General features: G+C 49.9%; 19 protein-coding genes. 18 read left to right on the plus strand and 1 reads right to left on the minus strand.

What is annotated here, in order from left to right:
- Nucleotides 1–11 precede the first annotated feature (11 nt).
- From LK536_RS42540 to LK536_RS42560, 5 genes are all read left to right on the plus strand, one after another.
- Complete coding sequence (locus LK536_RS42540; protein ID WP_227794426.1) at nt 12–3,179, plus strand: hypothetical protein; 3,168 nt, start codon at nt 12–14, stop codon at nt 3,177–3,179.
- A 2-nt stretch (nt 3,180–3,181) separates the two neighbouring features.
- Nucleotides 3,182–4,891 carry a hypothetical protein gene (locus LK536_RS42545; RefSeq protein ID WP_227794425.1) on the plus strand — a complete coding sequence of 570 codons (1,710 nt, stop codon included), beginning with the start codon at nt 3,182–3,184 and terminating at the stop codon, nt 4,889–4,891.
- Between the two features lie 89 nt (nt 4,892–4,980).
- Nucleotides 4,981–5,595 (plus strand): FHA domain-containing protein, encoded by a 615-nt coding sequence (locus tag LK536_RS42550; protein ID WP_040382178.1) that lies wholly within the window; start codon nt 4,981–4,983, stop codon nt 5,593–5,595.
- Nucleotides 5,573–6,886, plus strand: a complete 1,314-nt coding sequence (locus LK536_RS42555; RefSeq protein WP_050927364.1) for an FtsW/RodA/SpoVE family cell cycle protein — start codon at nt 5,573–5,575, stop codon at nt 6,884–6,886. The genes LK536_RS42550 and LK536_RS42555 overlap by 23 nt, the downstream gene beginning before the upstream one ends.
- Nucleotides 6,876–8,237 (plus strand): penicillin-binding transpeptidase domain-containing protein, encoded by a 1,362-nt coding sequence (locus LK536_RS42560; protein WP_227794424.1) that lies wholly within the window; start codon nt 6,876–6,878, stop codon nt 8,235–8,237. Before LK536_RS42555 ends, LK536_RS42560 begins: the two co-directional genes overlap by 11 nt.
- A 6-nt stretch (nt 8,238–8,243) precedes the next feature.
- On the opposite strand, the gene LK536_RS42565 is transcribed toward LK536_RS42560, so the two are convergent.
- Nucleotides 8,244–9,020 (minus strand): protein kinase domain-containing protein, encoded by a 777-nt coding sequence (locus LK536_RS42565; protein ID WP_008724681.1) that lies wholly within the window; start codon nt 9,018–9,020, stop codon nt 8,244–8,246.
- Between the two features lie 77 nt (nt 9,021–9,097).
- Here LK536_RS42565 and LK536_RS42570 point away from each other — a divergent pair, with 77 nt between their 5' ends.
- From LK536_RS42570 to LK536_RS42630, 13 genes are all read left to right on the plus strand, one after another.
- Nucleotides 9,098–9,904 carry a PP2C family protein-serine/threonine phosphatase gene (locus LK536_RS42570; RefSeq protein WP_040382179.1) on the plus strand — a complete coding sequence of 269 codons (807 nt, stop codon included), beginning with the start codon at nt 9,098–9,100 and terminating at the stop codon, nt 9,902–9,904.
- Between the two features lie 3 nt (nt 9,905–9,907).
- Entirely contained in the window at nt 9,908–11,197 is a 1,290-nt protein-coding gene (locus LK536_RS42575) for a protein kinase domain-containing protein (RefSeq protein WP_227794423.1), read from the plus strand.
- Complete coding sequence (locus tag LK536_RS42580) at nt 11,187–12,104, plus strand: VWA domain-containing protein (protein WP_227794422.1); 918 nt, start codon at nt 11,187–11,189, stop codon at nt 12,102–12,104. The genes LK536_RS42575 and LK536_RS42580 overlap by 11 nt, the downstream gene beginning before the upstream one ends.
- Before the next feature lie 14 nt (nt 12,105–12,118).
- Nucleotides 12,119–12,685 carry a hypothetical protein gene (locus LK536_RS42585; RefSeq protein ID WP_120056629.1) on the plus strand — a complete coding sequence of 189 codons (567 nt, stop codon included), beginning with the start codon at nt 12,119–12,121 and terminating at the stop codon, nt 12,683–12,685.
- Nucleotides 12,686–12,708: 23 nt separating this feature from the next.
- Nucleotides 12,709–13,986, plus strand: coding sequence for an SH3 domain-containing protein (locus LK536_RS42590; protein ID WP_227794421.1), 1,278 nt, complete (start codon nt 12,709–12,711; stop codon nt 13,984–13,986).
- A 682-nt stretch (nt 13,987–14,668) separates the two neighbouring features.
- The gene (locus tag LK536_RS42595; protein ID WP_120056631.1) at nt 14,669–15,667 is read left to right on the plus strand and encodes a LacI family DNA-binding transcriptional regulator; all 999 of its coding nucleotides are present in this window, start codon (nt 14,669–14,671) and stop codon (nt 15,665–15,667) included.
- A gap of 160 nt (nt 15,668–15,827) precedes the next feature.
- A complete protein-coding gene (locus LK536_RS42600; RefSeq protein ID WP_120056632.1) occupies nt 15,828–16,793 on the plus strand; it encodes an aminopeptidase in 966 nt (321 codons plus the stop codon).
- Between the two features lie 38 nt (nt 16,794–16,831).
- Nucleotides 16,832–18,118 (plus strand): aminotransferase class V-fold PLP-dependent enzyme, encoded by a 1,287-nt coding sequence (locus LK536_RS42605; protein WP_227794420.1) that lies wholly within the window; start codon nt 16,832–16,834, stop codon nt 18,116–18,118.
- A 481-nt stretch (nt 18,119–18,599) separates the two neighbouring features.
- A complete protein-coding gene (locus tag LK536_RS42610; protein ID WP_227794419.1) occupies nt 18,600–19,751 on the plus strand; it encodes an ABC transporter substrate-binding protein in 1,152 nt (383 codons plus the stop codon).
- A 97-nt stretch (nt 19,752–19,848) separates the two neighbouring features.
- Nucleotides 19,849–20,715 (plus strand): branched-chain amino acid ABC transporter permease, encoded by an 867-nt coding sequence (locus tag LK536_RS42615; RefSeq protein WP_227794418.1) that lies wholly within the window; start codon nt 19,849–19,851, stop codon nt 20,713–20,715.
- Between the two features lie 12 nt (nt 20,716–20,727).
- On the plus strand, nt 20,728–21,690 hold the full coding sequence (locus LK536_RS42620; RefSeq protein WP_025483996.1) for a branched-chain amino acid ABC transporter permease: 963 nt from the start codon (nt 20,728–20,730) through the stop codon (nt 21,688–21,690).
- Between the two features lie 5 nt (nt 21,691–21,695).
- Nucleotides 21,696–22,463: an ABC transporter ATP-binding protein gene (locus LK536_RS42625; RefSeq protein WP_025483995.1), complete on the plus strand. Its 768-nt coding sequence runs from the start codon at nt 21,696–21,698 to the stop codon at nt 22,461–22,463.
- Entirely contained in the window at nt 22,463–23,197 is a 735-nt protein-coding gene (locus tag LK536_RS42630) for an ABC transporter ATP-binding protein (RefSeq protein ID WP_227794417.1), read from the plus strand. Before LK536_RS42625 ends, LK536_RS42630 begins: the two co-directional genes overlap by 1 nt.
- Nucleotides 23,198–23,207: the final 10 nt, after the last annotated feature.

Raw genomic sequence — 23,207 nt, forward strand, 5'->3', positions numbered from 1 at the left:
GAGGTGGATGTATGGTGAGTTACCGGTATCATCAGGCGTATTATACTTGGGAGACAGCGTCCCCTTCCTGTCCGGTCACAGGATGGGAGATTCATAAGGCAAGCCTGGAAGATGACAAATTTTCCCGTGAATGCAAGAAACTGGCCTCAGGGTTAGATCAGGGACAGGGCGGGACGACCAGTGAATATCTGGTATACTCTGCAGATTGGAACTGCTTTGTAAGTGTCGGGGTCAGTCCCCGGCCTGAGGGGGATGAGGTTGGAAGAAAAAATATCCTGTGCCACCTCTTTGTGCCTCAGAGCCACTGGGTGCCGCCAGATCCGGCTGATTATCTGCTGGATTTTCAATTTGATTCTGTCCCCAGACCCGGGGACAGGCTTTCTGCCGTCACCATAAATAAGGGGAACTTCAATTACCGGGATATACTGGACCGTTTTGCATTGGGAAGTGATGGAGTCGGTATACATAAGAAAAGGCTGGAGGTTCTTTTGCGGCTTCTGTACCAACGGATATTGTCGGATGCGCCGCCGCTGCTGTTTTATATGAGGCATGATGGGCTGGATGGGATGGAATATGCAAAAGCTGCCAAAAGCCTGGTGTATCTGCTGCATTTGTGGGTCCCATCCGCCACGGAGGAACAGATGCGCCGTTACAGGAGGAGCCTGACCTTCAGTATTAATGCGGAAGGCAGGACAGGAGGAATCGGTATCCTTTTTAACAGCGGGGATAATGGCGGTTACAGTCTGGAGCACCTGGAGATGTATGGGGAGGAAAATGACTTTGAAGGCGGATTTTTTTGCACATTGGCAGAAAAAGCGCAGGATTCGGCGGATTCTCTCCAGCAATATCTGAAACAGCTGTCAGAGGTTTTTGATGGGAAGGCAGGCAGCCTGGATGAGATATTGCTGGCCTATAAAAGAAAGAGGATGGACGAAGGCAATCCGATCCCGGAGGAGGAACTGTATGAAAAGCTGGGAAGCCTTATAAGAAAGTCAGAACGTATTCCATGGTATAAATCCTTCTGTATTGACTTTCTGAAGCAGCTGGATCTGGAACAAAGCGTACACCTTGACGGATATTGGGATGAAATGATTGACTGGCTGGACAGGGAGCGGGAACCTGAGATTGAGACAGTTACCGCACGTATTCTGGAATGTGTGGGCAGGAAGAATCCTGACCGCCTGAAAAAATACTGCTGTCAGATACCGCAGCGTTCCGGACCGTTTATCTTGGATGAACTGTACAGAAGGCTTGAAAAAAAAATCCGGGAAGAAAGGGATGCCAATGTCCCGGATAAGATTGGAAATCTGGCTGTCATTGCAGACAGGTATTCACCTTTGTGGAGCATCGGCGATTTCAAATGGAGTATGCTCAATCATGGCGTGGAACTATATAAATCCGAAAACCTGGATGCTGGCGGCAGGGAAAAGATTACAGGCCTGATGGTCCGTTATGATGAGGAAAACTGGGATAAGGAGATTCATGATTATTACATATGCCAGGGAAATGACTATATACAATGGCTTTTCGGACAGGCTGGCCGTGTGGATTCCAGATATGTCCGTTACTGCTATGGACAGATGCTTGCATCCCTGCGTGAATCTGCAGATGTGGATATGGAACTATTATCAGAATTGGAGCGCAGTCTGGCAGAGCGTGCGGATGGACAGATTACAGATGGGCAGAGGGAGGAATACAGGAGCCTGGTATGGGAGATACAGGAACCGTTGATTACGAGGCAGATTAACAATCTGTCCTCAGATGATCTGGACGGACTTATGGGTTTTAAGAACTCGGTGCTCAGAGGTAATTGCCTTGAGGCCTGGGAAAATAAAGCGTGCCGGATTCTGGAAAAACGCATTCCGGTTGAACTGGAGACACTGAAGCAGATTGAGCGGCGTTATAATGGACTTACCAATAACGGAAAGGAACAAACAATGAAGACGCTGGCCTGCAGGCTGGAACGGGCGGCGGAATCGGATGTGGAATTGTATGCGTGGCATTGCTTTTTGAGCCAGACGGGGGCAGGGCGGTTCTGGAGCATTTTTAAACTGAAGGAAGCATTTCCATGTATTTATACAAAGATAAAGGATGCCCATTGCCGTAACTATATCCTGGGCGATGACACTTATATGGATAAGCTGTTTCATATCTATGAGCAATTTTGTGATTCACGGTCCATCGATGAAGCCTATGTCAGGAATATCGTCCTCGGGACATCAGATAAATCGCAGGAAAACTCAGGTCTGATTGCACTTATGGAAATTCACCTGATGCATAGCGGTAAAACAAGCATACAGGACTGTATCAATTATATGGCGGTACGCATGACCTGTGCTGAAGCCAACGGAAAAAGTGCCTGGGATATATATGATGCCATATCAAAAAACACAATGGTATACCATATTCTGGTTGATACTTTGAAACGGGCCGATGGCTGTACGGAAGATGAAAAAAAGAGGATAAACAGTATTCTGACCATGTTTCATCAAGTTGAGACATTCCAAACACAAGATTCCTGGACATTAGACATGCTGAGGGAGGCAATCAGGATTTATAAGGAATCAGGGGCCGGAGGCGGTGCGGACAGCGGCGGTTTCGGCAAGAAGATTGAAAAACAGCTGGAATATCAGAAAAAACGGATTTATGATGAGTGTTCACAGTATAATGAGCTCTGCAATGATTTCTATGGCACGAACAAAAGCAGGGTGATGTCTGAGACTGAAAAGGGGCGGATAACTGCGCGGACGCAGACCTGTGGGCAGGCCCAGTCCTATGGCCGGAGTCAATCCTATGGCCAGAATCAATCCTATGGTCCCCCCCAATCCTATGGCCAGAACCAGGGATTTTCGCAGGGTCAGTCCTGGGGTCAGGACACGGGTACCGCACAGAACAGGTCCTATGAGCAGAGACAAAAGACTGGGCAGAAACAGTGCTGTGCCCAAGACACGGAATCAGTGAGGCGGTCCTGTGCCCAAGAACCGGCAGCGGCCCGGACCCAACCTGATATACCAGGCCTGCCGCGGTTTTCATCCGATGCGGAATTAAATGGGACAAGAATCGTACCGGTGGGCAAGACACCGCCTGGTAAGGAGGCGGATTATAAAGAGCCGGATTATAAAAAGCCTCAATATGATTGGCCTCCACCATCGGGTACCAATATACAAGGAGGAAAATAGTGATGAAAAAGTCAAGGGAGGAATACCGTGCGTGGATCTGTTCCATACGCAAAAGGTGCGGCATGGACCTGGATGAGTTCGGCGCCAGCCTGTGCCACTATGTCAGGGACAGGACGGTTGGGGAAGAGGTATGCCGGCCGTTTTTAGGGCGAATGGTGCATCTGTGGGAGTGCGGCCAGAACCAGTGTAAGAACATTGAGACATTCCTGGCCCTGGCTTTGGTGGAGTACTGCGGCACCATCGATGCGGCGCCCTGCATTTCACAGGAGGAACGGCAGGCCCGGTATGACCATGTGAGAAAACGTATGCTGGAATTTCATGGGAAGGAACTGTATGTAAGGAATCTGAACCATGTCCTTCTGGTGGGAGCCATCAGAGGCTTATATTCCCTTCGGGATGTGATTGATAAAAGAAAGGAATTAAATGAAAGATTAAGGGGCAGCAAACTCTCACTGGGGCAGAAACGGGATAACAGTGTAAAGTTCATGACGGTTATTATTGAGCCCAGGATTATGCATGCCGCAACATATGAGGAAATGGAAGCAATCATCATGGAACATAAGGATTATTTCCTGGGCGGCCGCGTGGTAGGGGAACGGATGAAGAAGCGCTATGGGGAAATTCATGGACTGAACAGGGAATTTGGTTTTAAAGAGGCGGTCTGCCTTTATGCGCCGCGGTTTAAGAACAGTTTCAGCCACCTTTTCATGGAGGATGTGGCCATATCCAGGGGGTGGCTTCTGGAGTTCTGCATACGGATGAGAATGGGCCGGGAAGAGATAAATGAAGTCCTGAAGGATGCGAGGATGGAACCTCTCAGCGATGAGAAGGAACATACCGAAAGTCTCATACAGCCCTACGGGGAAATGGGCGTGGGAAGCAAGATGTGGTTTGCGGCCCTGGAACAGGAGGCAAAGACAAGGGTGAGGCATGGACTCATGCCGGAGGAAGATACTGTTTTTTTGCGCAGGTATGCGGATATATACGGGCTTCCGTTCCATATGAAGGTGCTGGCAGCCGCGGTATCCTGCCTGCATATCCTTGAACGGAACCAGGAATACCAATACCCGGCTGATTTTTACCTGGAACGCATCATCCAGAATGGGGAGATGGTTTCCTTCCTGAATGCCTTTTGGGAGGAGTGCAGGGCATATGATGGGGAAGATGAAGACGATGGAGGAAGGGAACGGTGGATAGCTGGACGGCTCCTGGACGAGGCCTCCGAGAGGGTATACATGCTGGATGAACAGGAGATATTCACGGGGCTGGGACGTCTTAAAAGCACATATAAAAAGCGGGCACAGGACTGCCTTGAGGAGTCGGCGCCGTATTACCGTATGCCAGAGGAAAAAGGCGTGTTCCTGACACCGGCTGAGTTTAAAGAAGCAGAGGCCCAGTATACATGCGCGGCAGTCCTCTATTCTATTTTTACGGGCAGGCTTTGGAACGGAAGGTATTGTGAGCCGGAACCGGAAGAAAGCAGGAAGATGAAAGCCGGATGCTTCGATCTGTATTATTTCCTGAAAGCTTTATGGGAGGCATATCTGGATAAGAAGCCCCTGGTCAGGGCAGGGGAAGGATACCGTATCAAGCTGCCGTCGGGAAAGCCGGTAGGACCCCGGTTCGACGATGAGGGGATAACAGGCGCTCTGATGGAGGCATTGGCAATCATGGCGGGAAATCCGGATTACTGCCCGGAGTCTTTCCAGTAAAGTTGTGTGGAATTTTTTTTGGATCAGGTATGCTAAACTGGTAACATAACAAGATGGCATGTCTAAATTTCAAAAAGGGGGAAGCACATATGTTGTCAAAGCTGGGTATCTTATTGGTAATGCTGGTATTGTTGGGAATGGCGGTACTCCTGTTTAAGGAGTCCATGATGCCGGGGGCATTTTCACGGCCCAAAGGCAGCAGGGAGGAGGATAAAAAGAAGTATAAAAAAGAACGGCGTGAGACAGTACTCATCGGAGGGCCCAGACTGTATCTCTTTACAGGGAAAAAACAGATGAGGGAGTTTTCCATTAACCGCCCTAACTGGCTTCTGGGGAGCTGGACCAAAGCGGACTGCGTTCTGGGCGATGCGACTATTTCGGCAAAACACTGCCGCATATTCAGGGATATGGCAGATGGGAAGCTTGTTTACTACCTGCAGAACCTTTCAATCCACAATCCTGTGGAGATATACAACCCTGAGAGACAGTGCTATGAATTCCTGAGGTACAAAGAGTGCGTCCCCCTGAAAGAGGGCAGACAGAAATTCTACATAGGGGAACACAAGGCGGTGATTGACATGGAATCCATGGGACATGGGCCAGAACCGGAGATGGAAGACGCAGACGGCATCATGCCGGAGGACCGGGGACACGGGGCAGAACGGGGGAGGACCAGGATTTATGAGAAGCACAGCACGGTATAAGATAAAAATCCGTTATTGGATACTGGAATTAAAGCTTCCTCTTGCCATGACCCTGGTGCACATCATGCTTTTAATGTTCATGTGCCTGAAGGATAAAGGCAGCCATTATCTCCCTGTTTTCTGGATCCTCCTGTTTACGATGTGGACAGGCTGCCTGTTGGCCAGGCTGTGCCATGGGAGCCAGAACCTGGTGGCCTGGGTTTTAATACTGCTGACCGTGGGCGGCGTGATGCAGGTAATGCTGATGGGGGAGGATGCAGCAGACGGGTTCCGCCTGTGCAGGAAATTTGCGGCTGCCTTTGTTCTCTCCGCAGCGGGAGTAACTGCATTTTACAAAATGTCCTGGTATAAGAAGGAGCATGCGGTTGCAGGCATGGCATGCCTGAGCCTGATGATTTTTGGGATCATGTTCCTGTTTGGAAGCGATGTGGGGGATGGGGCGGTGGTCAACCTGAAGGTGGGAACCCGTTCCTTCCAGGTGCTGGAACTTTTAAAGGTGCTGTATATTTTCGTCATGGCGGGGCTGCTTGGAAAAGAACAGTTAAAAGATAAACAGGTAATGGGGCTTAAGCGTCCGTGGGCGGCATTTATATTTACGGTGTTGAACATAGGTTTCCTGGCCCTGCTGGGGGAACTGGGGACAGCGCTTTTGATAGCGGCCCTTGGAGGCGGAATGTTCCTGGCCGGGGGAAGGCTCCATATCACCAGGAAAAGGGCGGTGGCCGCCGCCGTGGTATCGGTCCTGGCAATGGTCATCCTGGCACTTTTGGTCTGGAAGGCTCCATCGGGGATTTTCCTTAAGATATATAACCGGCTGTATTATTTCCTCTATCCTGAAAAGGACGCCTCCGGCCTTGGCCTTCAGTATATACAAATAAGGAGGGCCTTGGCGGTGGGGGGAATGCTTGGGCCTGAGTCCACAAGGTATCTGTTCCATATCAGCGAGGAGAACACGGACCTGGTGTTTGCAAAGCTGGTGCAGACCTGCGGTATGCTGATGGGGTTGTTTGTGATTACGTCCTATCTGCTGATGCTGAGGGAGGGATTCGGGATTACACTCAATGGCCCGGATTCATATTACCGCATGATAGCAGCAGGAATCATACTTCTGATTGCCATCCAGGGAATTGTCCATATAGGGTGCAACATATGTTTTATCCCTATTACGGGAATACCTCTTCCCTTTATATCGCACGGAGGCGTGAATCTGACTGTGAACCTGGTGCTGTCAGGTATACTTATGGTTATATCAGGCGGCAGGATGGAAGGGAGATGGGTGCATGAACTTTAGGAAAAACCTGACCGTGATTTACCTGGTGCTCTTTGCCGTCCTTGTGGCTGAGGCAGCCGGACTGCTCGTCCGGAGTGCCGTCATCCCGGGTCTGAGCAGACAGGCGGAGCATGACCGGGATACGGCTATGAGCCGCTGCAATGCCAGGACCATTGCATCCGGTGATATATATGACTGCAGGAAAAACCGGCTATTCAGCGCCGGAGGTCCCGGGGAGAAAGGGATTTATGCGGATGATGAGGCCTATTCCCAGATCATCGGATATGCGCTTCCCGTCACCAACCAATATTACCGTCTGATGGCATATTATAAGGAGGAACTGTTTTTACCGGCAGGGGCAGAGGGAAGAAAGGGCGCGGACATTTATCTGACCCTGGATCAGGGAATCCAGATGAAGGCGCTCCAGGTTTTAAAAGACGAAATCGGCGAGGACGGCGAAGGGTCGGTGGTTGTGATGGATGCAAGGACGGGAGAACTGAAGGCCTTTGTCTCTCTTCCTGCATTTAATGCCAATGATTTGGATTCCAGCTTAAAGGAAATGAACAGCAGCAAAGAAATATGGTACCCTGTCACCCATAAAAAGGGGGTGCCGCCCGGAAGCATCTTTAAACTGGTTACAGTGGCGGCTGTCCTGGAGAACGGATTTGAGGATTTCCGGACAGCGGACAAGGAATTTGATGTGGATGGGGTACGCATTACCAATTCGTATAAGCCGGATGGAAAGGAAATCGGTTATAAAGAGGCGCTGGTCCGTTCATCCAATGTCTATATGGCATCAGCGGCATTGGCAATAGGAGGGGACAGGCTGACGGAAATGGCCGGACGGTTCATGGTTGGAAAAGAACTTGAACTGGACTTTGGAACGGTTGTGAGCAATTGGGATCTGGATTCCGGCAATGCCCTGGAGACAGCCCAGAGCGCCTATGGACAGGGAAAGATATTGTTTTCAACTATATATGGCGCCATGATGGCCCAGGCCATTGCCAATGACGGAACGATGATGAAACCGTACATGGTAGGGGCCATCATAGACCAGAACGGAAAATGTCTGAAAAAGGGAGAGGAACAGGTGCTGAGCAAGGCTGTCAGCAAAAGGACAGCCAGGATGATAGGCGGGGCCATGGAGGAGGCAGCCAGGTCCTACAAGATGGATGATACATATCGTATTGCCGCAAAGACGGGGACCGCGCAGATTGGCGATGCGGATAACCGTTACGAGGCATGGATGGTCAGTTTTGCCCCCGCAGATAATCCCCGGTATGTGATAGCGATGAATCACTGCGGCACAAAAAATTACGGCATTTCCCTGAAGAAGCCGGTGTTGGAACTGTATGGTTATCTTTTGCAGTAGGCGGTTTCACTGTGCCAGAAGACTATCCAGCCACTGATACCAGTTGTGGAATGAAGAGTGGTTGGAATCACCGCGCTCCGGATGTAATCCGTATTTAAAGAGCATACCATAGCTGCTGCTGGCGCTGCTCTGTACAAAATTCAAGTAGCTATAGTGGTTGTTAAAGTCCGTTCTGTCCCTGTAGAAAAGCCGGGCGCAGAAAAGTGCAAAGAGCTGGGTCAGCAGATAATCTGTGGGGAGATTCAGCTCAAGGTGGATACTGCTGGCCTTCACAAAGCTGTTTAATGGCCTGTGTTTAAAAAAGCAGGAGGTGAAATCCACCAGCTTCAGATGGAACCGGTTATCTGTCAGTATTATATTTTCAGGTGTCAGATCCAGATAAAGAATCCCGTTTTCATTGAGATAAAGCAGTGTATCATAAACCTGCCTGCAGATGACGCGCATGTCTTTCCTGCTCAATATCTGACATGGGGTGGAAGTACTGCAGTACTGGCTGAGATACCTGGACAGGGACATTCCTTTTACATACTCCATCAATATGTAAGTGTGATTCAGGCTGTTAGCGTGATAGTACTTCGGGATGCATCCGCATCTCAGGGTTTTCATTACCTCCAGTTCATGCTGGAATCTTGTGTGGTATGCCTTTATTTTAGGAGATGAGGAGGGGCAGGCTTTTACAAAAAACCACTCCTTCCAATCCTTGGTCACCTGGTAAAAAAGGCAGTCCGGCTGGCAGTCAGACACAGGATATATCTGTTCATAGTAATAGTTGCGGTAATACATGCAATCACCCCCCTCGCACTTGCTTATCATGAAGTATAACACAGGGATATTGCCCTTTCAAGAATAGGAGTTGGAAAATGTCGAATTATAAGGTTTTTTACCGCTCGGTAAAGTCTGCCGATACACACCACCGTGTAAATGAGGACTGTTATATGCATGTACAGTATTATATGATGAATGATGCCAAAATCAATGTTCTGGCGGTTGCAGACGGAATGGGAGGACTGAGCAATGGGGAGACCGCCTCAAGGTCGGCGGTTGCGGGTGCACTGGAAAGCGTGCACAGGGAACTGCTTCGCAGGTATCAGGATTCCAGAGGGAAGAACTTTTCCATGACCCATCACATTGAATGGCTGGAGGCCGCTGCCAGGACAGCATTGGAAGACGCCAATGAGGCTGTATGCGCCACAGCGGAACCCGGGGTGGAGACAGGAACTACATTAAGCCTTCTTTTACACATGGGTGACTGCGCGGTGGCTGCCAATGTGGGGGATTCCCCCATCTATTATTACCCGGCAGCGGAAAAAGAACTGGTACTTGTATCGGAGATACAGACCAAGGCGGAGATGGAGGCTTGTGCGGGCAGGTATGAACGGTTTTCCCAGGAATATTATGAACAGTCCCATATCATCATGAACAGCCTCGGGTCGTACACAAAGCTGCCGCAGGGCAGCGTCAGTATCAATGTACTGGAGGACGTGAGGCATGGTGACATGTTCCTCATTGGTTCGGACGGCGCCTTTGGACGTCTGAAGGCAGAGGATATCCTGGAACTGCTTGAGGAGGAACAGGGGGATGTATTCCTGGGCCGGCTGTTTTTTGAGGCGGGAAAGGATAAGGAGGACGACCAGACAGCTGTTTTATATATGATATGTGAGGGCTGACATATGGAGAAGACGTTGTGCAAAGGTGATGTGGTATGCAGCGGAACCAGGGAATACAGGCTTTTGGAAGATCCTGTCATGAATCAAGACAAGCTTAACTGGCATGTATTGGCAGCCGAAATGAATGTACCGGGCGATGCCAGGCGTTTCATGAAATATACTTTGAAAGATAACGTGGCTGCGTACCTTCCTCTTAAGCGGGAATCCAAATTCAGAATCAGGTATCCGTATATTGAACGTGTATATGATTATTTTGAAACATCCGGGCCGTTGGGGAGGGAAGCGGCATTCCTGATTGCAGAGTATGAAGATGGCGTGGACCTTAGGGAGTTCATCTGCCGGGAGGGCGGACAGGGGGAAGATACCCCGGTTCAGGAACGGCAGTATTTTTCCTATATGCTCCAGCTTCTGTATGCGGCTGATAATTACAGCAGCTATAACAGGTCGGATCCGCTGGTGCACCGGGACTTAAAGCCGGAGAATATCATGGTCAGCCGGGACGGCAGGCGCATCAAGATAGTGGATTTTGACTGGGCGCACACGGACCGGAGGGACAGGATTACCGGGCGCCTGTCATTCTCGTCGCAAAAAACAGGCGGGACACCGGGATATATGGATCCGAGGGCGGAACATCAATATGTATCTGATATACAGGCGGATATCTATTCCCTGGCAATGGTTTTCCTGTTCCTGCTGTCAGGCAGGGACTATATCCGGGATGATGAGATATATTCATACATGGAACCGGAAGGACGGGATTTAGCCTACCGGCTTCAGGTTTGGCGGCTGAAGGAACAGTACAGGCAGGAAAGATACAGGGGACTGCGCAATATCATCCAGAAGATGATGGATGTCTTTGAAAAACGCTATGATGGAGTCCGCAAGATTCTGTCTGATTTCAAAGGATTCCTGATTGGATACTGTGGCAGCCAGGAGGAGTATGACCTGTATTTTACATTTCCGGAGCTTTTGCAGGTACCGGAGACTATGAGAGGCAGGACAAGGGAACCAATTGTTGTCAGCCTGTATGACAATGAGAGTGACAGATATACATCACTGGAGATTGGCAGATATCAGATGAACGATGTCAGTATAGGAAAACATATGGTGATGAGCCTTTGTAACATAAAGCAGGAACTATACTACATACCCCTGGAAGAAAGCCTTAAATGTATCTCGGGCGCAGGGGAGGATATGAAAATCCGGTCAGGGGCGGAATTTGAATGCAGATACGGAAAATTGAGCCTTAGACTATACATGAAGAAAAGGGGAGGGAAATCCTATGAGGAATAGACAGGAACGTTACATGGGGATGGATGAAGACGAACTGTACCGTATGAAAATGGAAAGAAGCAGCCGCAGGATATCTCCAAGAAAGGATGAGGAAGAAGAAATCCTGGACTTGGGGGCGGAGGGGGAAGAGGAAATCCTGGACTTGGGGGCAGAGGACGCAGAAGACTGGTATATGGGGACGCCGGAAACCGAAAATCAGGATTTAACGCAGATGGAGACAGCGGCCACCCAGGAGAGGTACGGCTATATCAGACAGGATTCACGGCAGCCGGACATCCACAAATACGTTTACATACAGATTGTTATTGACGGGACATATTCATTTTCCACCTTATTTGCCGCTGTGTACCGTACCTTGGAGCATTTTACAGAGCACCTGAAAAGGGAAATCAGGAAATATGAGGGGGTACACTTCTTCTTTGGAGGAATGGTGATTGGTGACACAATATCGCAGATAACATTCAGGGAAGAGGAGTTCACGGAGAATCCGGACGAGTTCCTGAACGGGATCCGGAAGATAGAATTTACAGGCGGTTCTGATTCCGGATATGAGAATATTAACGACGCAATTGAGAATGCGGTCCGGTCCCTGGAAAATAACAGTCCAAAACGGGCGAACCGGGGGCTTTTGATGTTCACGGATTCCAGGCCTGAGGAGACAGGGGAATTTTCATTCCAGAATATTCCTGGCTGTCCCAACCATGGACTGAGGTTTGAAACGCTGTTTATGAAGGAGCCGCAGTATTATGTGCCTCTGTTCAGGAATGTGGATGGGGCGGGACTGCCTGAGAATAACCAAAAGAACGGAACCCATCTATATGATATTAAGCGGATTTTAAAGGACGGGGACAGACTGATTGAGACGGTAGTGGATGAGATTCTGCGGCAATCCTCCATTGACTGTTAACAGGGGGAATGGAAATGGCACTTAAAGACTATACGAAGTCGTTTGCGGACAGGGTGAAGGTATGGAATGTGGTCTTTTGCATTCTCCAGAAGCAGAACCCGGGGAGAGACAATCTGCTCAATGAGAATCTGGCGTTGGCACAGGAGTACCTGCTGCGCAGAAAAAATGAAGATGAAGAGATTACCATGATACGGAAAGCCTTTGTTTTCGGGAATCATCTGATTTCAGCCAGGGATTTCGATGAGACGGACCTGGAGCAGATTTATTATGCGGGTTATGATATAGACCCATATGAATTCAGGCAGGCGCTCTGTATGGCTCTGCAGCTATTGGGACAGCAGGAAAAACGCGATGGACAGAATGATGTGGAGGGTAAGAACTTTCTTGTCATATTGGCTGATTCAGGTATTGGACGAACCAGCCAGGAGTATATGACAGCCGCTTTGCGGTATCTGGACCTGGATATGACCCCGGTTTTGATTAAGGGGGAACGGGATGACTGCGGCTGGATAGAATATTTTGTGGAGAGCAGGGGCGGCAGGATATATCTGGAACAGGAAATGGGACGATTCTGTCTGTAGAGGTTTGGGAAGGAGCAGATCAGGTGAAATCAGCTTATTTAGATGATGTTGCGGTCATGTTTGGCGCTGGGGGAATACCCGGGAAAGAATTTGAAAAAAAGTTTGAGTGTTGTATGAAGAATATGGACCTTAGCAGTATAGAGCTGGGGGGACGCATATACAAAAAGTTTTTGCCGGAGGAATGGCGGGGCTTATGGGAACGGTCACTGGCAGTTGAAAATGAATCATGGAAACTCAGTTACATGGTATACTGGGAAATGTATGTCCTGTTCAAGGATAATGGGGAGGATGGAAAACGGATACAGGATACAACTGAACGTATACTGAAAGAGGTTAGGAAGTGCGGACAGGAAGAAAAAGAGGAAATCCTGAAGCGGTGGATCCTGGCCGCATACAGTATGAAATGGAATGATATCCTGAATCCGATGGCTGTTTTCTATGATATGACGGGCCGGTATAGCGAATACAGTGGGTATGACAGGAAACTGATAGTGGATACCTTTCTGGAACAGGTGATTTCTGCGTGCGGGGCAGGTATTCAGGGGCGCAGTATGACTCAGCAGGAAAGACTCTCCATTCTCAAAGACTGGGTATCGGAATACATAAGATTCACGGATGTAGACATGCCCTATAAGAAGAGGGCGCTGGCGGCCGTTGTGGAGTGTATAGGGGATACATATATAAAAGAGCAGGACAGGCAGATAAAAAAAAACAGGAGTGCAGTAAGGTTTGGCTTTGTTGCACTTGTCCTGTCCCTGGGCTTCTTGGGCATATCATCCGGTTTATATATGGGCAGGGCCGGTGAGCGGCGAAAACAGTATCTGGAGGATCCGGCTGCTGCCGTGGCGTCGGGGATAGCCGGAGGGGAAGAGCAGACCGGATTGGAAGAGGAGACTGGAGCGGAAAAGGAGATAGGAATGGCAGGGGAGACATCGGCGGTACCGGCGGGAAGACTGCAGACACAGTCCGGAATGGGCAAAATACTGGGTGGAACAGCAAATGAGGACAAAACCGCTGACAGGACCGTTGATTCAAATGGGGCGACCAGCTCGAACGCCATGATGCAGGAGGCCGACAGTGAAGAGGAAGTAAATTTCAGCCAGACAAAATCAATCGTTATAACGAAAGATATGAATATCAGGAATCAACCATCGATAGAAGCGGAAAAAATAGGGAGGGTCCTGTCAGGAGACAGGGTTGAGGCTATGGGGAAAAAAGGGGACTGGCTGAAAATCCGCTATACGGAAAGTGGAAGTGAAGAGACAATTGAGGGGTATATATTTTACTCCCTTCCAAAGTGACCGGATTTTCGCTAGTGCTCCATCCGGCGCCGGATTAGACTCCTTTTCATCGTCATCTATTCCATTTTACATAATATGGGAGGTATTGGGAATGAAGTTTGATTTTAAGGACCTGATGGCTTTCGGAATGTTTATTCTGGCGCTTCTGACGTTTATTAACCTGATTGGCCGGTGATGCTGACAAGATTCACCTGTGGTGGTAGAAAACAGGATTATGGGCTTTGATACGGTCCCCTCTTTGTATAGACACAGGTTTTGCGGGATCTTTTGCGGTTAAGCGCCGAGTCCCTGTATTCTCCTGGAAGTTTTTTATGGGCTGTGTTATTTATACCATTGCAATACTGGCTATCCGATATTGGAAGAAAGTACCAGATTAATCATTTCGGCAGTGTCAACGGTCTTAAAAGGCGGGGATGAAGAAACAGACCATCCGTGGCAGAAGGTCACGGCGCCTGATGGGCCTGCCGGGACCGGGGGTGCTGACGGGATGCGGAAAAGAGATGCAATATATAAATACAATAAATATGGATAATTTACATAATAAATAAGGATAAACCAATACGAATATATCAATAATGTTGAAAAATATTTAAAACATATTGACATCATCGTTGAAAAGTGATATATATAAACCATAAGATATTTATACGTATTTATAAAACATAAAAGAAAGGAAGAAAACATGAGCAAAACAGTTACCCGCGAAGACGTTGCCAGGCTTGCGAATGTTTCTCCTACCATTGTATCGTATGTGCTGAACAATTCCAACTATGTCAGCCAGGAAAAGAGGGAGAAGGTATTAGAGGCTGTCAGGGAGCTGAATTATATACCGAACCAGCTGGCAAGGGGGCTCAGGACCAGCCGCTCCGCCCAGTTCATATTTGTCTGCGACAATATTCAGGCGGAACTTTTTGAGGCAGTGGAAACCAGGCTTTTTGAGCATGGATACTATATATCCCTTAATTACAGCAGGAACACCAAGGAGTTCCTGGATATGCTGATCAGCAGGCAGCCGGAAGGAATCTTCATGGCTACCAATATGTTTGACGCCCAGCAGCTGAACACCATTGCCATGAACGGCATACCCATCATCCTTTACAGGACAAAGCATTACGAGGCGCTGGACCCCAGGATTGTGACCGTTGTACCGGATTACTATGACGCGGTCAGGAAGTCGGTGGATTATCTGATCCTGAAGGGCCATACCTGCATCGGCATGGTGCCCCCGGTCAAGTATCTGACAAAGGGCGTGGAGGGAGATGACTTCCGTGTCAGGGCATACGTGGAGGCCTTAAGGCGCAGCAACATTCCGGTCAGGCCCGAGCTTGTGTGTACCAGGACCCAGACCGTGGATGATATATGCGAGGAGGTATTCCGTATGCTGGTGTCCTCTGAGAAGGATGGGAAGCCCACGGCCCTGGTGGTGGGGAACGACTATCTTGCGGCCCAGATCATGCAGTACCTGAAGAAACTGGATATTTCCGTGCCGGATGACCTGTCCGTGATTGGATGCGATAATACACAGATAGCGCCCCTTACCACACCAGCCCTTACCACGGTGGATGTGTCAAAGGAGAGACTGGCTAAGACATATGTGGATAAGATGCTTGCATTGGTGGAGGGACAGCAGGTGGAAGATGAATATATGGGCGTAAAGCTTATTATAAGGGAGAGCGCCTGAGAACACCCGGGCAGATGAAAAATGAAGAGGAATCCAGGTATTCCTTTTCATTTTACCCAATATTTATTCGAATAAATATTTTGATACTTAATCCCGGATAAGGGTTAAATATAATAAACACCAAAAAGAGCAAAAACTTTTTCTAAGAGAGGGAGAGAAAATGAAAGAAAAGAAAATCTATGAAGCATGCGAACGTCTGCTGACCGTGTGTTCCCACTGCAAAGAGGATGAGAATATCCTGATTGTGACGGATGAGGAAAGCATGGACATGGGAATGGCGCTCTGGGATGCCGCCGAACGGTTTCCCAACCGCACCCTGGTTCTGATGAATCCCAGGAAAATGCACGGAGAGGAGCCAACGGATCTGGTAGCTGCAGCTATGCTGAAAGCCGACGTCATCTTTCGTGCAACCACCTTTTCCTTATCCCACAGCTATGCAAGAAGGAGGGCGTGCGAGGCAGGTGCACGCGATTTAAACTGTTGTGACTATGACTTCGGAATGTTGGAAAAAGGCGGCCTCTACACGGACTTCGAGGCCAACAAAAAATACGTGGACCAGATTGCCAAAGGTTTTGCAGGAGGAGACCAGGTACACATCACTTCTGCCCTGGGAACGGACTACTACTGCAGCATCAAGGGACACAAGATATTCCCGCAGTACGGGATGAGCCATGAGAAAGGCCAGACCTGTTCACCGCCGGATATCGAGTGTGCCACCGGCGCCATCCCTGGCACTGCCCACGGCAAGGTGGTGATTGACGGAAGCATCACCCATCCGGCCATGGGGCTTTTGAAGGAACCCATTACCTTATATATTGAGAACAGCTTTGTAACAAAAATCGAGGGCGGCGAGGAAGCCCGGAAGTTTGAGAAGGTCCTTAAGGAGATTTACGACCCCAGGATTTACCGCATCGGTGAAATCGGCGTGGGACTGAACCCGGATGCAAGCCTCTGCGGAAGGATGCTGGAGGATGAGGGCTGCATGGGCTATGTACATGTGGCGCTGGGCAACAATGAGACGGATAACCAGGACTGCCTGCTCCACATCGACATGATGTTCAAGGACCCGACCATTGAAGTGGACGGCAAGGTGATTTTCGATGAAGGTAAGGTAGTGTTTGATTAAGAAGATAAAATATAGCTCAAACCAGGAGGAGCACAGAGATGAATATTAAGGATTACCCACACGGTTTATTATTTGATGAGAAGCTTCAGGCAGAGATAAAGGACAGATTCTGGAATGTAGATTCAGACCCGGAGGCAGGTAAGAGGCTGTTTTTTGAAAATGCAGGCGGTTCCCTGAGACTGAAGGCCGTCAACAAGGCTTACGGGGAAGCGGATACCTTCCCGGACTGTGATTCCAGGAAGCATCCAAGGGCAAAGGCATTAAGGCAGCTGACCTTAAATGGTTTCAGGGATTTGAGGATCATGTTCAATGCCCCCAGGTATGGCCAGATAATTGCTGAGAAATCTTCCTCAAAGGTAATGTTTGAGATGGTACGCACCGTCCTTGAGAACATAAAAGGCACCAATGTGGTTGTAACTGACCTGGACCATCCGTCCGCATATGATTCTGTTATGTACTATGGAAGAAAGGCAGGCATGGAGGTGCGCATTGCAAAGCCCAACAAGGTGACGGGCGGAATTGACGTGGAAGAGATTGAGCGTCTGGTGGATAAGGACACGGCCCTTCTGGTGTGCATCTATGCATCCAACCACACAGGCGCAGTGATGGACATGAAGGAAATCGTAACCCGCGCCCGCGCCATCAAGCCGGACTTATACATAATTTCCGATGCGGTACAGCACATGCCTCACGGACTGGTGGACGTGCAGGATTTACAGCTGGATGGAATCAACTTCGCAGCATACAAGATTTTCGGATGCAGGGGATTCGGCGCAGGCTATGTATCCGACCGTCTGGCAGCCCTGGACCATCCCGGAATCTTCGGCAACCTGGGTGACCCGTGGGAAATCGGCGGCCCTGCGCCAGCCATGTATGCCAGCGTGAGCGCTATCGTGGACCATGTATGCTGGATTGGCAGCCACTATATTGACAGCACGGACAGACGGGAGCTGTACGTGGAAGGTATGGAGCGCATTGAGATGCATGAGAGGGCGCTGCTTTACAGGGCCCTGGAGGGAACGGAGGAAGTTCCGGGAATCCGCCACATTCCTCATGCCAGGGTTGAATTTGACAGGGAGTCACTGGAAAACAGGGATTTCATCATGCCATTGACCTTTGATAACATCAGCTGCCCGGATGCGGTTACGGAGTTTGTGAAGAGGGATGTCATTGTCTATGACAGAAGCGATTCCAATTATTATTCCGTCCGCTCGCTGCATCCCTTTGACCTGGCAGGGATTGTGCGCGTGTCACCGCTTCATTGTCATGGGGTGGAGGATATTGATACGTTTTTGAAGGCGGCGGCGGAGATTGCGGCGTTGTAAGGTGTGGGGCGGCGGATTGGAGTAGGGTCCGCTGCGCCCCGGGCATCCTCCCTGTTCAGACCCGCTCGCGCTTGGTTTACGCGCAGCGGTACTAAGACGCGTGAAGGACCGCGTCTAAGTGCCGGCGGGTAAAGATGGTCTTCTCAGGAAGGATGCCCGGGACACAGCTACGGTATTGGCAGGCCGGACCACAGCTTACTGGGTGGGAAGGAGTGGCAGCCGTACCGTAGCTTAATGGTTGAGATTGATTGGCAGGCCGTGCCATGGCTTAGTGGTTAAGATTGGTTGGCAGGCTATATCGTAGTTTAATGGTTTAGATTGATTGGCCATGCCACGGCTTGGTGAATATGAGTTGCTAGAAAGCCTGGGATGTGGAGCTTTGTGGTTTTTGCTGGGAAGTGGGTAGGGGGCCTGCTTTTGGTGGATGTGAGGTTTTTTGGAGCTGTTAGTTAAGAGTATAGATAGGGAAGGGGTTTATTTTATGAGAAGATATTGGAAGATAGCAGCGGTTTTGACGGTGGCGGCCATGGTTATGGGGACGATGTCGGGGTGCCAGGGGGGTACGAAGGGGAAGGATGGAAAAGAGACGGTCGTGCTGGGGTGCGTGGGACCTCTTACGGGGAATGCGGCGGCCAGCGGTCTGGTGCAGGCCAATGCGGTTGAGATGGCTGTGAATGAGATTAATGAGGCCGGCGGTATTGACGGGAAGTATATGATTGAACTTGTGAAGGAAGATGATGAGGGGGTTCCGGCAAAGTCTGTTACGGTTACGCAGAAGCTGGTGAACCAGAATAAGATAACGGCGCTGATCGGCGCGCTGAACAGTTCCTGTACCATTGCTGATATGGAGATTACGGCGGCTTCTAAGATACCGCAGATTACACCGTGCTCCAGCGCACAGAGTATTGTGGAGCAGGGGAATGAGTTTATTTTCCGTACGACTGCTACGGATACAACCCATATAAAGACGTTGTTTAAGTATTTTAAGGAAAAATTAAATGGACAGAAAGTGGCCGTGCTTTATGAGTCGTCTGATTTCGGTACCGGCGCCTTTGGCATTATCCAGGAGCTGGCGCCGGAGTATGGGATCGATGTGGTGGCCAATGAAATGTATAATTCGGGTGAGAAGGATTTTTCCGTGCACCTGACTAAGATGAAACAGGCTGAGCCGGATGCCATTATCCTCTGGGGGTATTATACGGAGGCGGCGCTGATCTGTAAGCAGGCGAAACAGAATGGGATTGATGCGCCTCTTATCGGTACGGGATTTAATTCACCTAAGCTGGTTGAACTGGGCGGGGATGCTGTGAATGGGCTTATTTTTACAACTGCTTTTACAGAGGCTAACCCGGATGAGAAGGTCCAGGCATTTGATAAGAAGTATAAAGAGATTTACCAGCAGAGCTATGACCAGAATGCGCCTCAGGCTTATGACTCGGTTTATCTTCTGGCGGATGCAGTTAAGAGGGCCGGTTCGCTGGATGGGCAGGCTGTCAGGGATGCGCTCTTGGCAACCAAGGATTTTGAGGGAGCCGCAGGTGTCTATAACTTTGCTTCCAATGGCGAGATGATTAAGGATTTGATGGTTGTGCAGATTGTGGATGGCAAGCATACCATCGTGCCCATAGATTGAGGACGGCGTGTTAATGACAGACAGAGCCGCGGGGATGACTGTACTGCACGTAAGCGTTAAGGATAATGCTGGGTGCTCATAATGTAAGGAGGATACTATGGTCTTTCAACAGATTTTAAACGGTCTTACCAATGGCAGCATCTATGCTTTGCTGGCCATTGGCGTGACCATGATATATAAATCACTGGGTATGCTGAACTTTGCACATGGTGATACGATTATGATTTCTGCTTTTATCTGCCTGACCCTGATTACGGTGGGGATTCCCATCCCCCTGGCCATTGTGCTGACCATTATCGCGGCGGCGTTCATCGGGTGCTGCTTGGAGCGGTTTATCTACAGGAAGCTGGAGTTCAGCTCTTTTACCAATCTTCTGATTGCAACGGTGGGCGTGTCCTACATCATGAAGAATCTGGCCATTGTCATCTGGGGGGCTGAGCCTCAGGTGTTCCCGGCGCTGTTCAGCACGGATTCCATTAATCTGGGCCAGCTGCTGCTTCTGCCGCAGAACATTGGGATTATCTGTGTGGCTGCATGTCTTGTGGTGGTGCTTCAGCTGTTTTTTTATAAGACCAAGACCGGTAAGCAGATGAGGGCGGCTGCCACTGATTCCGAGGGCGCGTCCATGATGGGCATCAATGTGAATAAGTGCAGGCTGGTTACATTCGGCATCAGCGCCGCCTTTGCAGCCATTGCCGGAATCCTTCTTTCACCGATTTTCTATGTAAGCGTGGACATGGGTACGCTGGTTGGGCTGAAGGCATTTTCCGCTGCTATCCTGGGCGGGTTCGGCAATATCGTGGGGGCCATGCTTGGCGGAATCATACTGGGGATTGTGGAAGCGCTGGGGGCTACGTATGCCACGGCTGCTTATAAGGATATCATCTCGTTTGTGCTGCTGTTCCTGTTCCTGTATTTTAAGCCAAATGGGATCCTGGGCAAGCGCATCGAGCAGAAGCTGTAGGGAGGTATTGTGATGAAGCAGACAAAGAAAATTACCTTAATTGCAGTGGTTACGGCGGCAATCCTGATCCTGCCCTTCCTCCTTCCCAATGCATATATTATCCAGATTGTCAATATGATAGGCATCTATGCCATTGTTGGTACAGGGGTGAACATCCTGACCGGGTACACGGGACAGCTGTCCCTTGGGCAGGCGGCTTTTTATGGGATTGGCGCATATACCACGGCATTGCTGAACACAAAGCTGGGCTGCCCGTTTTTCGTGGTGCTTCCCGCGTCCATCCTGGTGACGGCCGTGTTCGGCGTGGTTCTTGCCATTCCGGCCCTTAAGGTGCGGGGCAGCTATCTGGCCCTTCTGACCATTGGCTTTGGCGAGATTGTCAGGATGGTGCTGGTGAACTGGATTGACCTTACCAATGGCCCGGCCGGGGTGGTGGGAATCAAGGCGCCGGACCTGTTTGGGTTCAAATTTGATACACTGTTCAAATATTACTATCTGATTGCATTTTTCGTGTTCATCGGAATCATGTACCAGAAATGGCTGATGAAGTCCAGGACAGGAAGGGCGTTCATGGCAATCCGTGATGATGACAAGGTTGCCGAGCTTACGGGAATCAATATCACTACCTTCAAAATCAGGGCATTCGTGCTGTCTGCGGTCTACTCCGCGGTGGCAGGCGTGCTGTACGCCATGATGATCCACTATGTAAGCCCTGACAGCTTTACCAGCAACGATTCCAACATGTTCCTGTGGACAGCCATCATGGGAGGCATGGGAACCACCATCGGGCCTGTGATTGGCGCCATTATCATGAATATCCTTCCGGAAGCCCTGCGTTTCCTGGGAGACTGGCGCATGGTTGTGTACGGGGTCATCCTTCTGACGGTCATTATCCGCTATCCGGGCGGCATCACGCCCTATGCGAAAAAACTCATTGGCTATGCACAGGCTAAATTCGACGGAAAGGACAGGTGAGGATTGTGGCAGTATTGGAATTAAAGGGAGTTACAAAACAATTCGGCGGCCTGACAGCTGTTTCTGAAGTTGACCTTAAGATAGAGAAAAACCAGATCTGTTCCCTGATTGGTCCCAACGGCGCAGGAAAGACAACGGTATTCAATATCATTACCGGCGTATACCAGGTGACCAAAGGCGATATCTTCTTTGAGGGCAGCTCCATCTGTGGCTGCGCCCCATATAAGATAGTGGACATGGGAATCGCCAGGACCTACCAGAACATCCGTCTGTTCAAGAAAATGACGGCAGTGGAAAATGTCATGACAGGCTTCCACTGCCGGAGCCGGGCCGGACTGTTCAACATCATCTACAACCGCAGGAAAATGCTGGAAGAGGACAGGGATATCCGTAAAAAGAGCGAGGAGCTTCTGGAGTATTTAAAGATTGCGGATTTAAAGGATGAGCTGGCCTCCAGCCTGCCTTACGGCCACCAGCGGCTGCTGGAAATCGCCAGGGCCATGGCCACCCAGCCCAAGATCCTCCTGTTGGATGAACCGGCAGCAGGTATGAATGCCCAGGAAAAGGAGGAGCTCATAAGGACCATCCGGGGCATCCGCAATGACTTTGGTATATCCGTCCTGATAGTGGAACATGACATGGACCTGATCATGAACATTTCAGATGATATCACGGTGTTAAACTATGGCGCGAGGATTGCCCACGGGGTTCCGGAAGAGATTCAGAACAATGAGGAAGTAATCGAGGCGTACCTGGGAAGGAGTGATTCTTAATGGGCCAGAGGGAAACGGTTTTAGACATATCCGGCTTACATTCCAGCTATGGGATGATTAAAGCCATCAAGGACATAAACATCCATGTGGACAGGGGAGAGCTGGTTTCTCTGCTGGGAGCCAACGGCGCAGGCAAGTCAACCCTTTTAAAATCCATCATCGGCACGGTACATATTGAAAGCGGCTCCATCAAGTACCAGGGCGGGGAGCTTGTGGGAAAGAAATCCCATGAAATCATCCCCATGGGAATCTCCATCGTACCGGAGGGGCGTAAGATATTCGCCGATGCCACGGTTATGGAAAACCTTGCCATCGGCTCCTACACAAGGGCTGCAGACAAAGCGCTGGACCAGAGGATATTAGACCAGGTATTTGAGTTTTTCCCGCGCCTTGCGGAGAGGAAAGGCCAGATGGGCGGGACGCTGTCCGGGGGCGAGCAGCAGATGCTGGCCATCGGAAGGGCCATGATGTCGGACCCCAAGCTCCTTTTGTTAGATGAACCATCCATGGGCCTTGCGCCGCTGGTGGTGGAGCAGGTATTCAACATCATTGAAAAGCTGAAACAGACAGGGATCACAATCCTCCTGGTGGAGCAGAACGCCAGGATGGCAATAAAGGTCAGCGACCGCTCCTACATGCTGAATACCGGAAAGATAGCCGGAGAGCTGGATGCCTCCGACGGCGCCAGCCAGGATGCGCTGCTGGAAGTGTATCTGGGCAAGAGCGGGAAATAAAGGGGGAAAT

Source organism: Clostridium pacaense, from assembly GCF_020709765.2.
Taxonomy (GTDB): domain Bacteria; phylum Bacillota; class Clostridia; order Lachnospirales; family Lachnospiraceae; genus Enterocloster; species Enterocloster hominis.

What these genes read in the sequence shown, in the direction of transcription:
- LK536_RS42540 (WP_227794426.1), top strand. Translation starts at nt 12, where the DNA reads ATGGTGAGTTACCGGTATCATCAGGCGTATTATACTTGGGAGACAGCG.
- LK536_RS42545 (WP_227794425.1), top strand. Translation starts at nt 3,182, where the DNA reads ATGAAAAAGTCAAGGGAGGAATACCGTGCGTGGATCTGTTCCATACGC.
- LK536_RS42550 (WP_040382178.1), top strand. Translation starts at nt 4,981, where the DNA reads ATGTTGTCAAAGCTGGGTATCTTATTGGTAATGCTGGTATTGTTGGGA.
- LK536_RS42555 (WP_050927364.1), top strand. Translation starts at nt 5,573, where the DNA reads ATGAGAAGCACAGCACGGTATAAGATAAAAATCCGTTATTGGATACTG.
- LK536_RS42560 (WP_227794424.1), top strand. Translation starts at nt 6,876, where the DNA reads ATGAACTTTAGGAAAAACCTGACCGTGATTTACCTGGTGCTCTTTGCC.
- LK536_RS42565 (WP_008724681.1), bottom strand. Translation starts at nt 9,020, where the DNA reads ATGTATTACCGCAACTATTACTATGAACAGATATATCCTGTGTCTGAC.
- LK536_RS42570 (WP_040382179.1), top strand. Translation starts at nt 9,098, where the DNA reads ATGTCGAATTATAAGGTTTTTTACCGCTCGGTAAAGTCTGCCGATACA.
- LK536_RS42575 (WP_227794423.1), top strand. Translation starts at nt 9,908, where the DNA reads ATGGAGAAGACGTTGTGCAAAGGTGATGTGGTATGCAGCGGAACCAGG.
- LK536_RS42580 (WP_227794422.1), top strand. Translation starts at nt 11,187, where the DNA reads ATGAGGAATAGACAGGAACGTTACATGGGGATGGATGAAGACGAACTG.
- LK536_RS42585 (WP_120056629.1), top strand. Translation starts at nt 12,119, where the DNA reads ATGGCACTTAAAGACTATACGAAGTCGTTTGCGGACAGGGTGAAGGTA.
- LK536_RS42595 (WP_120056631.1), top strand. Translation starts at nt 14,669, where the DNA reads ATGAGCAAAACAGTTACCCGCGAAGACGTTGCCAGGCTTGCGAATGTT.
- LK536_RS42600 (WP_120056632.1), top strand. Translation starts at nt 15,828, where the DNA reads ATGAAAGAAAAGAAAATCTATGAAGCATGCGAACGTCTGCTGACCGTG.
- LK536_RS42605 (WP_227794420.1), top strand. Translation starts at nt 16,832, where the DNA reads ATGAATATTAAGGATTACCCACACGGTTTATTATTTGATGAGAAGCTT.
- LK536_RS42610 (WP_227794419.1), top strand. Translation starts at nt 18,600, where the DNA reads ATGAGAAGATATTGGAAGATAGCAGCGGTTTTGACGGTGGCGGCCATG.
- LK536_RS42615 (WP_227794418.1), top strand. Translation starts at nt 19,849, where the DNA reads ATGGTCTTTCAACAGATTTTAAACGGTCTTACCAATGGCAGCATCTAT.
- LK536_RS42620 (WP_025483996.1), top strand. Translation starts at nt 20,728, where the DNA reads ATGAAGCAGACAAAGAAAATTACCTTAATTGCAGTGGTTACGGCGGCA.
- LK536_RS42630 (WP_227794417.1), top strand. Translation starts at nt 22,463, where the DNA reads ATGGGCCAGAGGGAAACGGTTTTAGACATATCCGGCTTACATTCCAGC.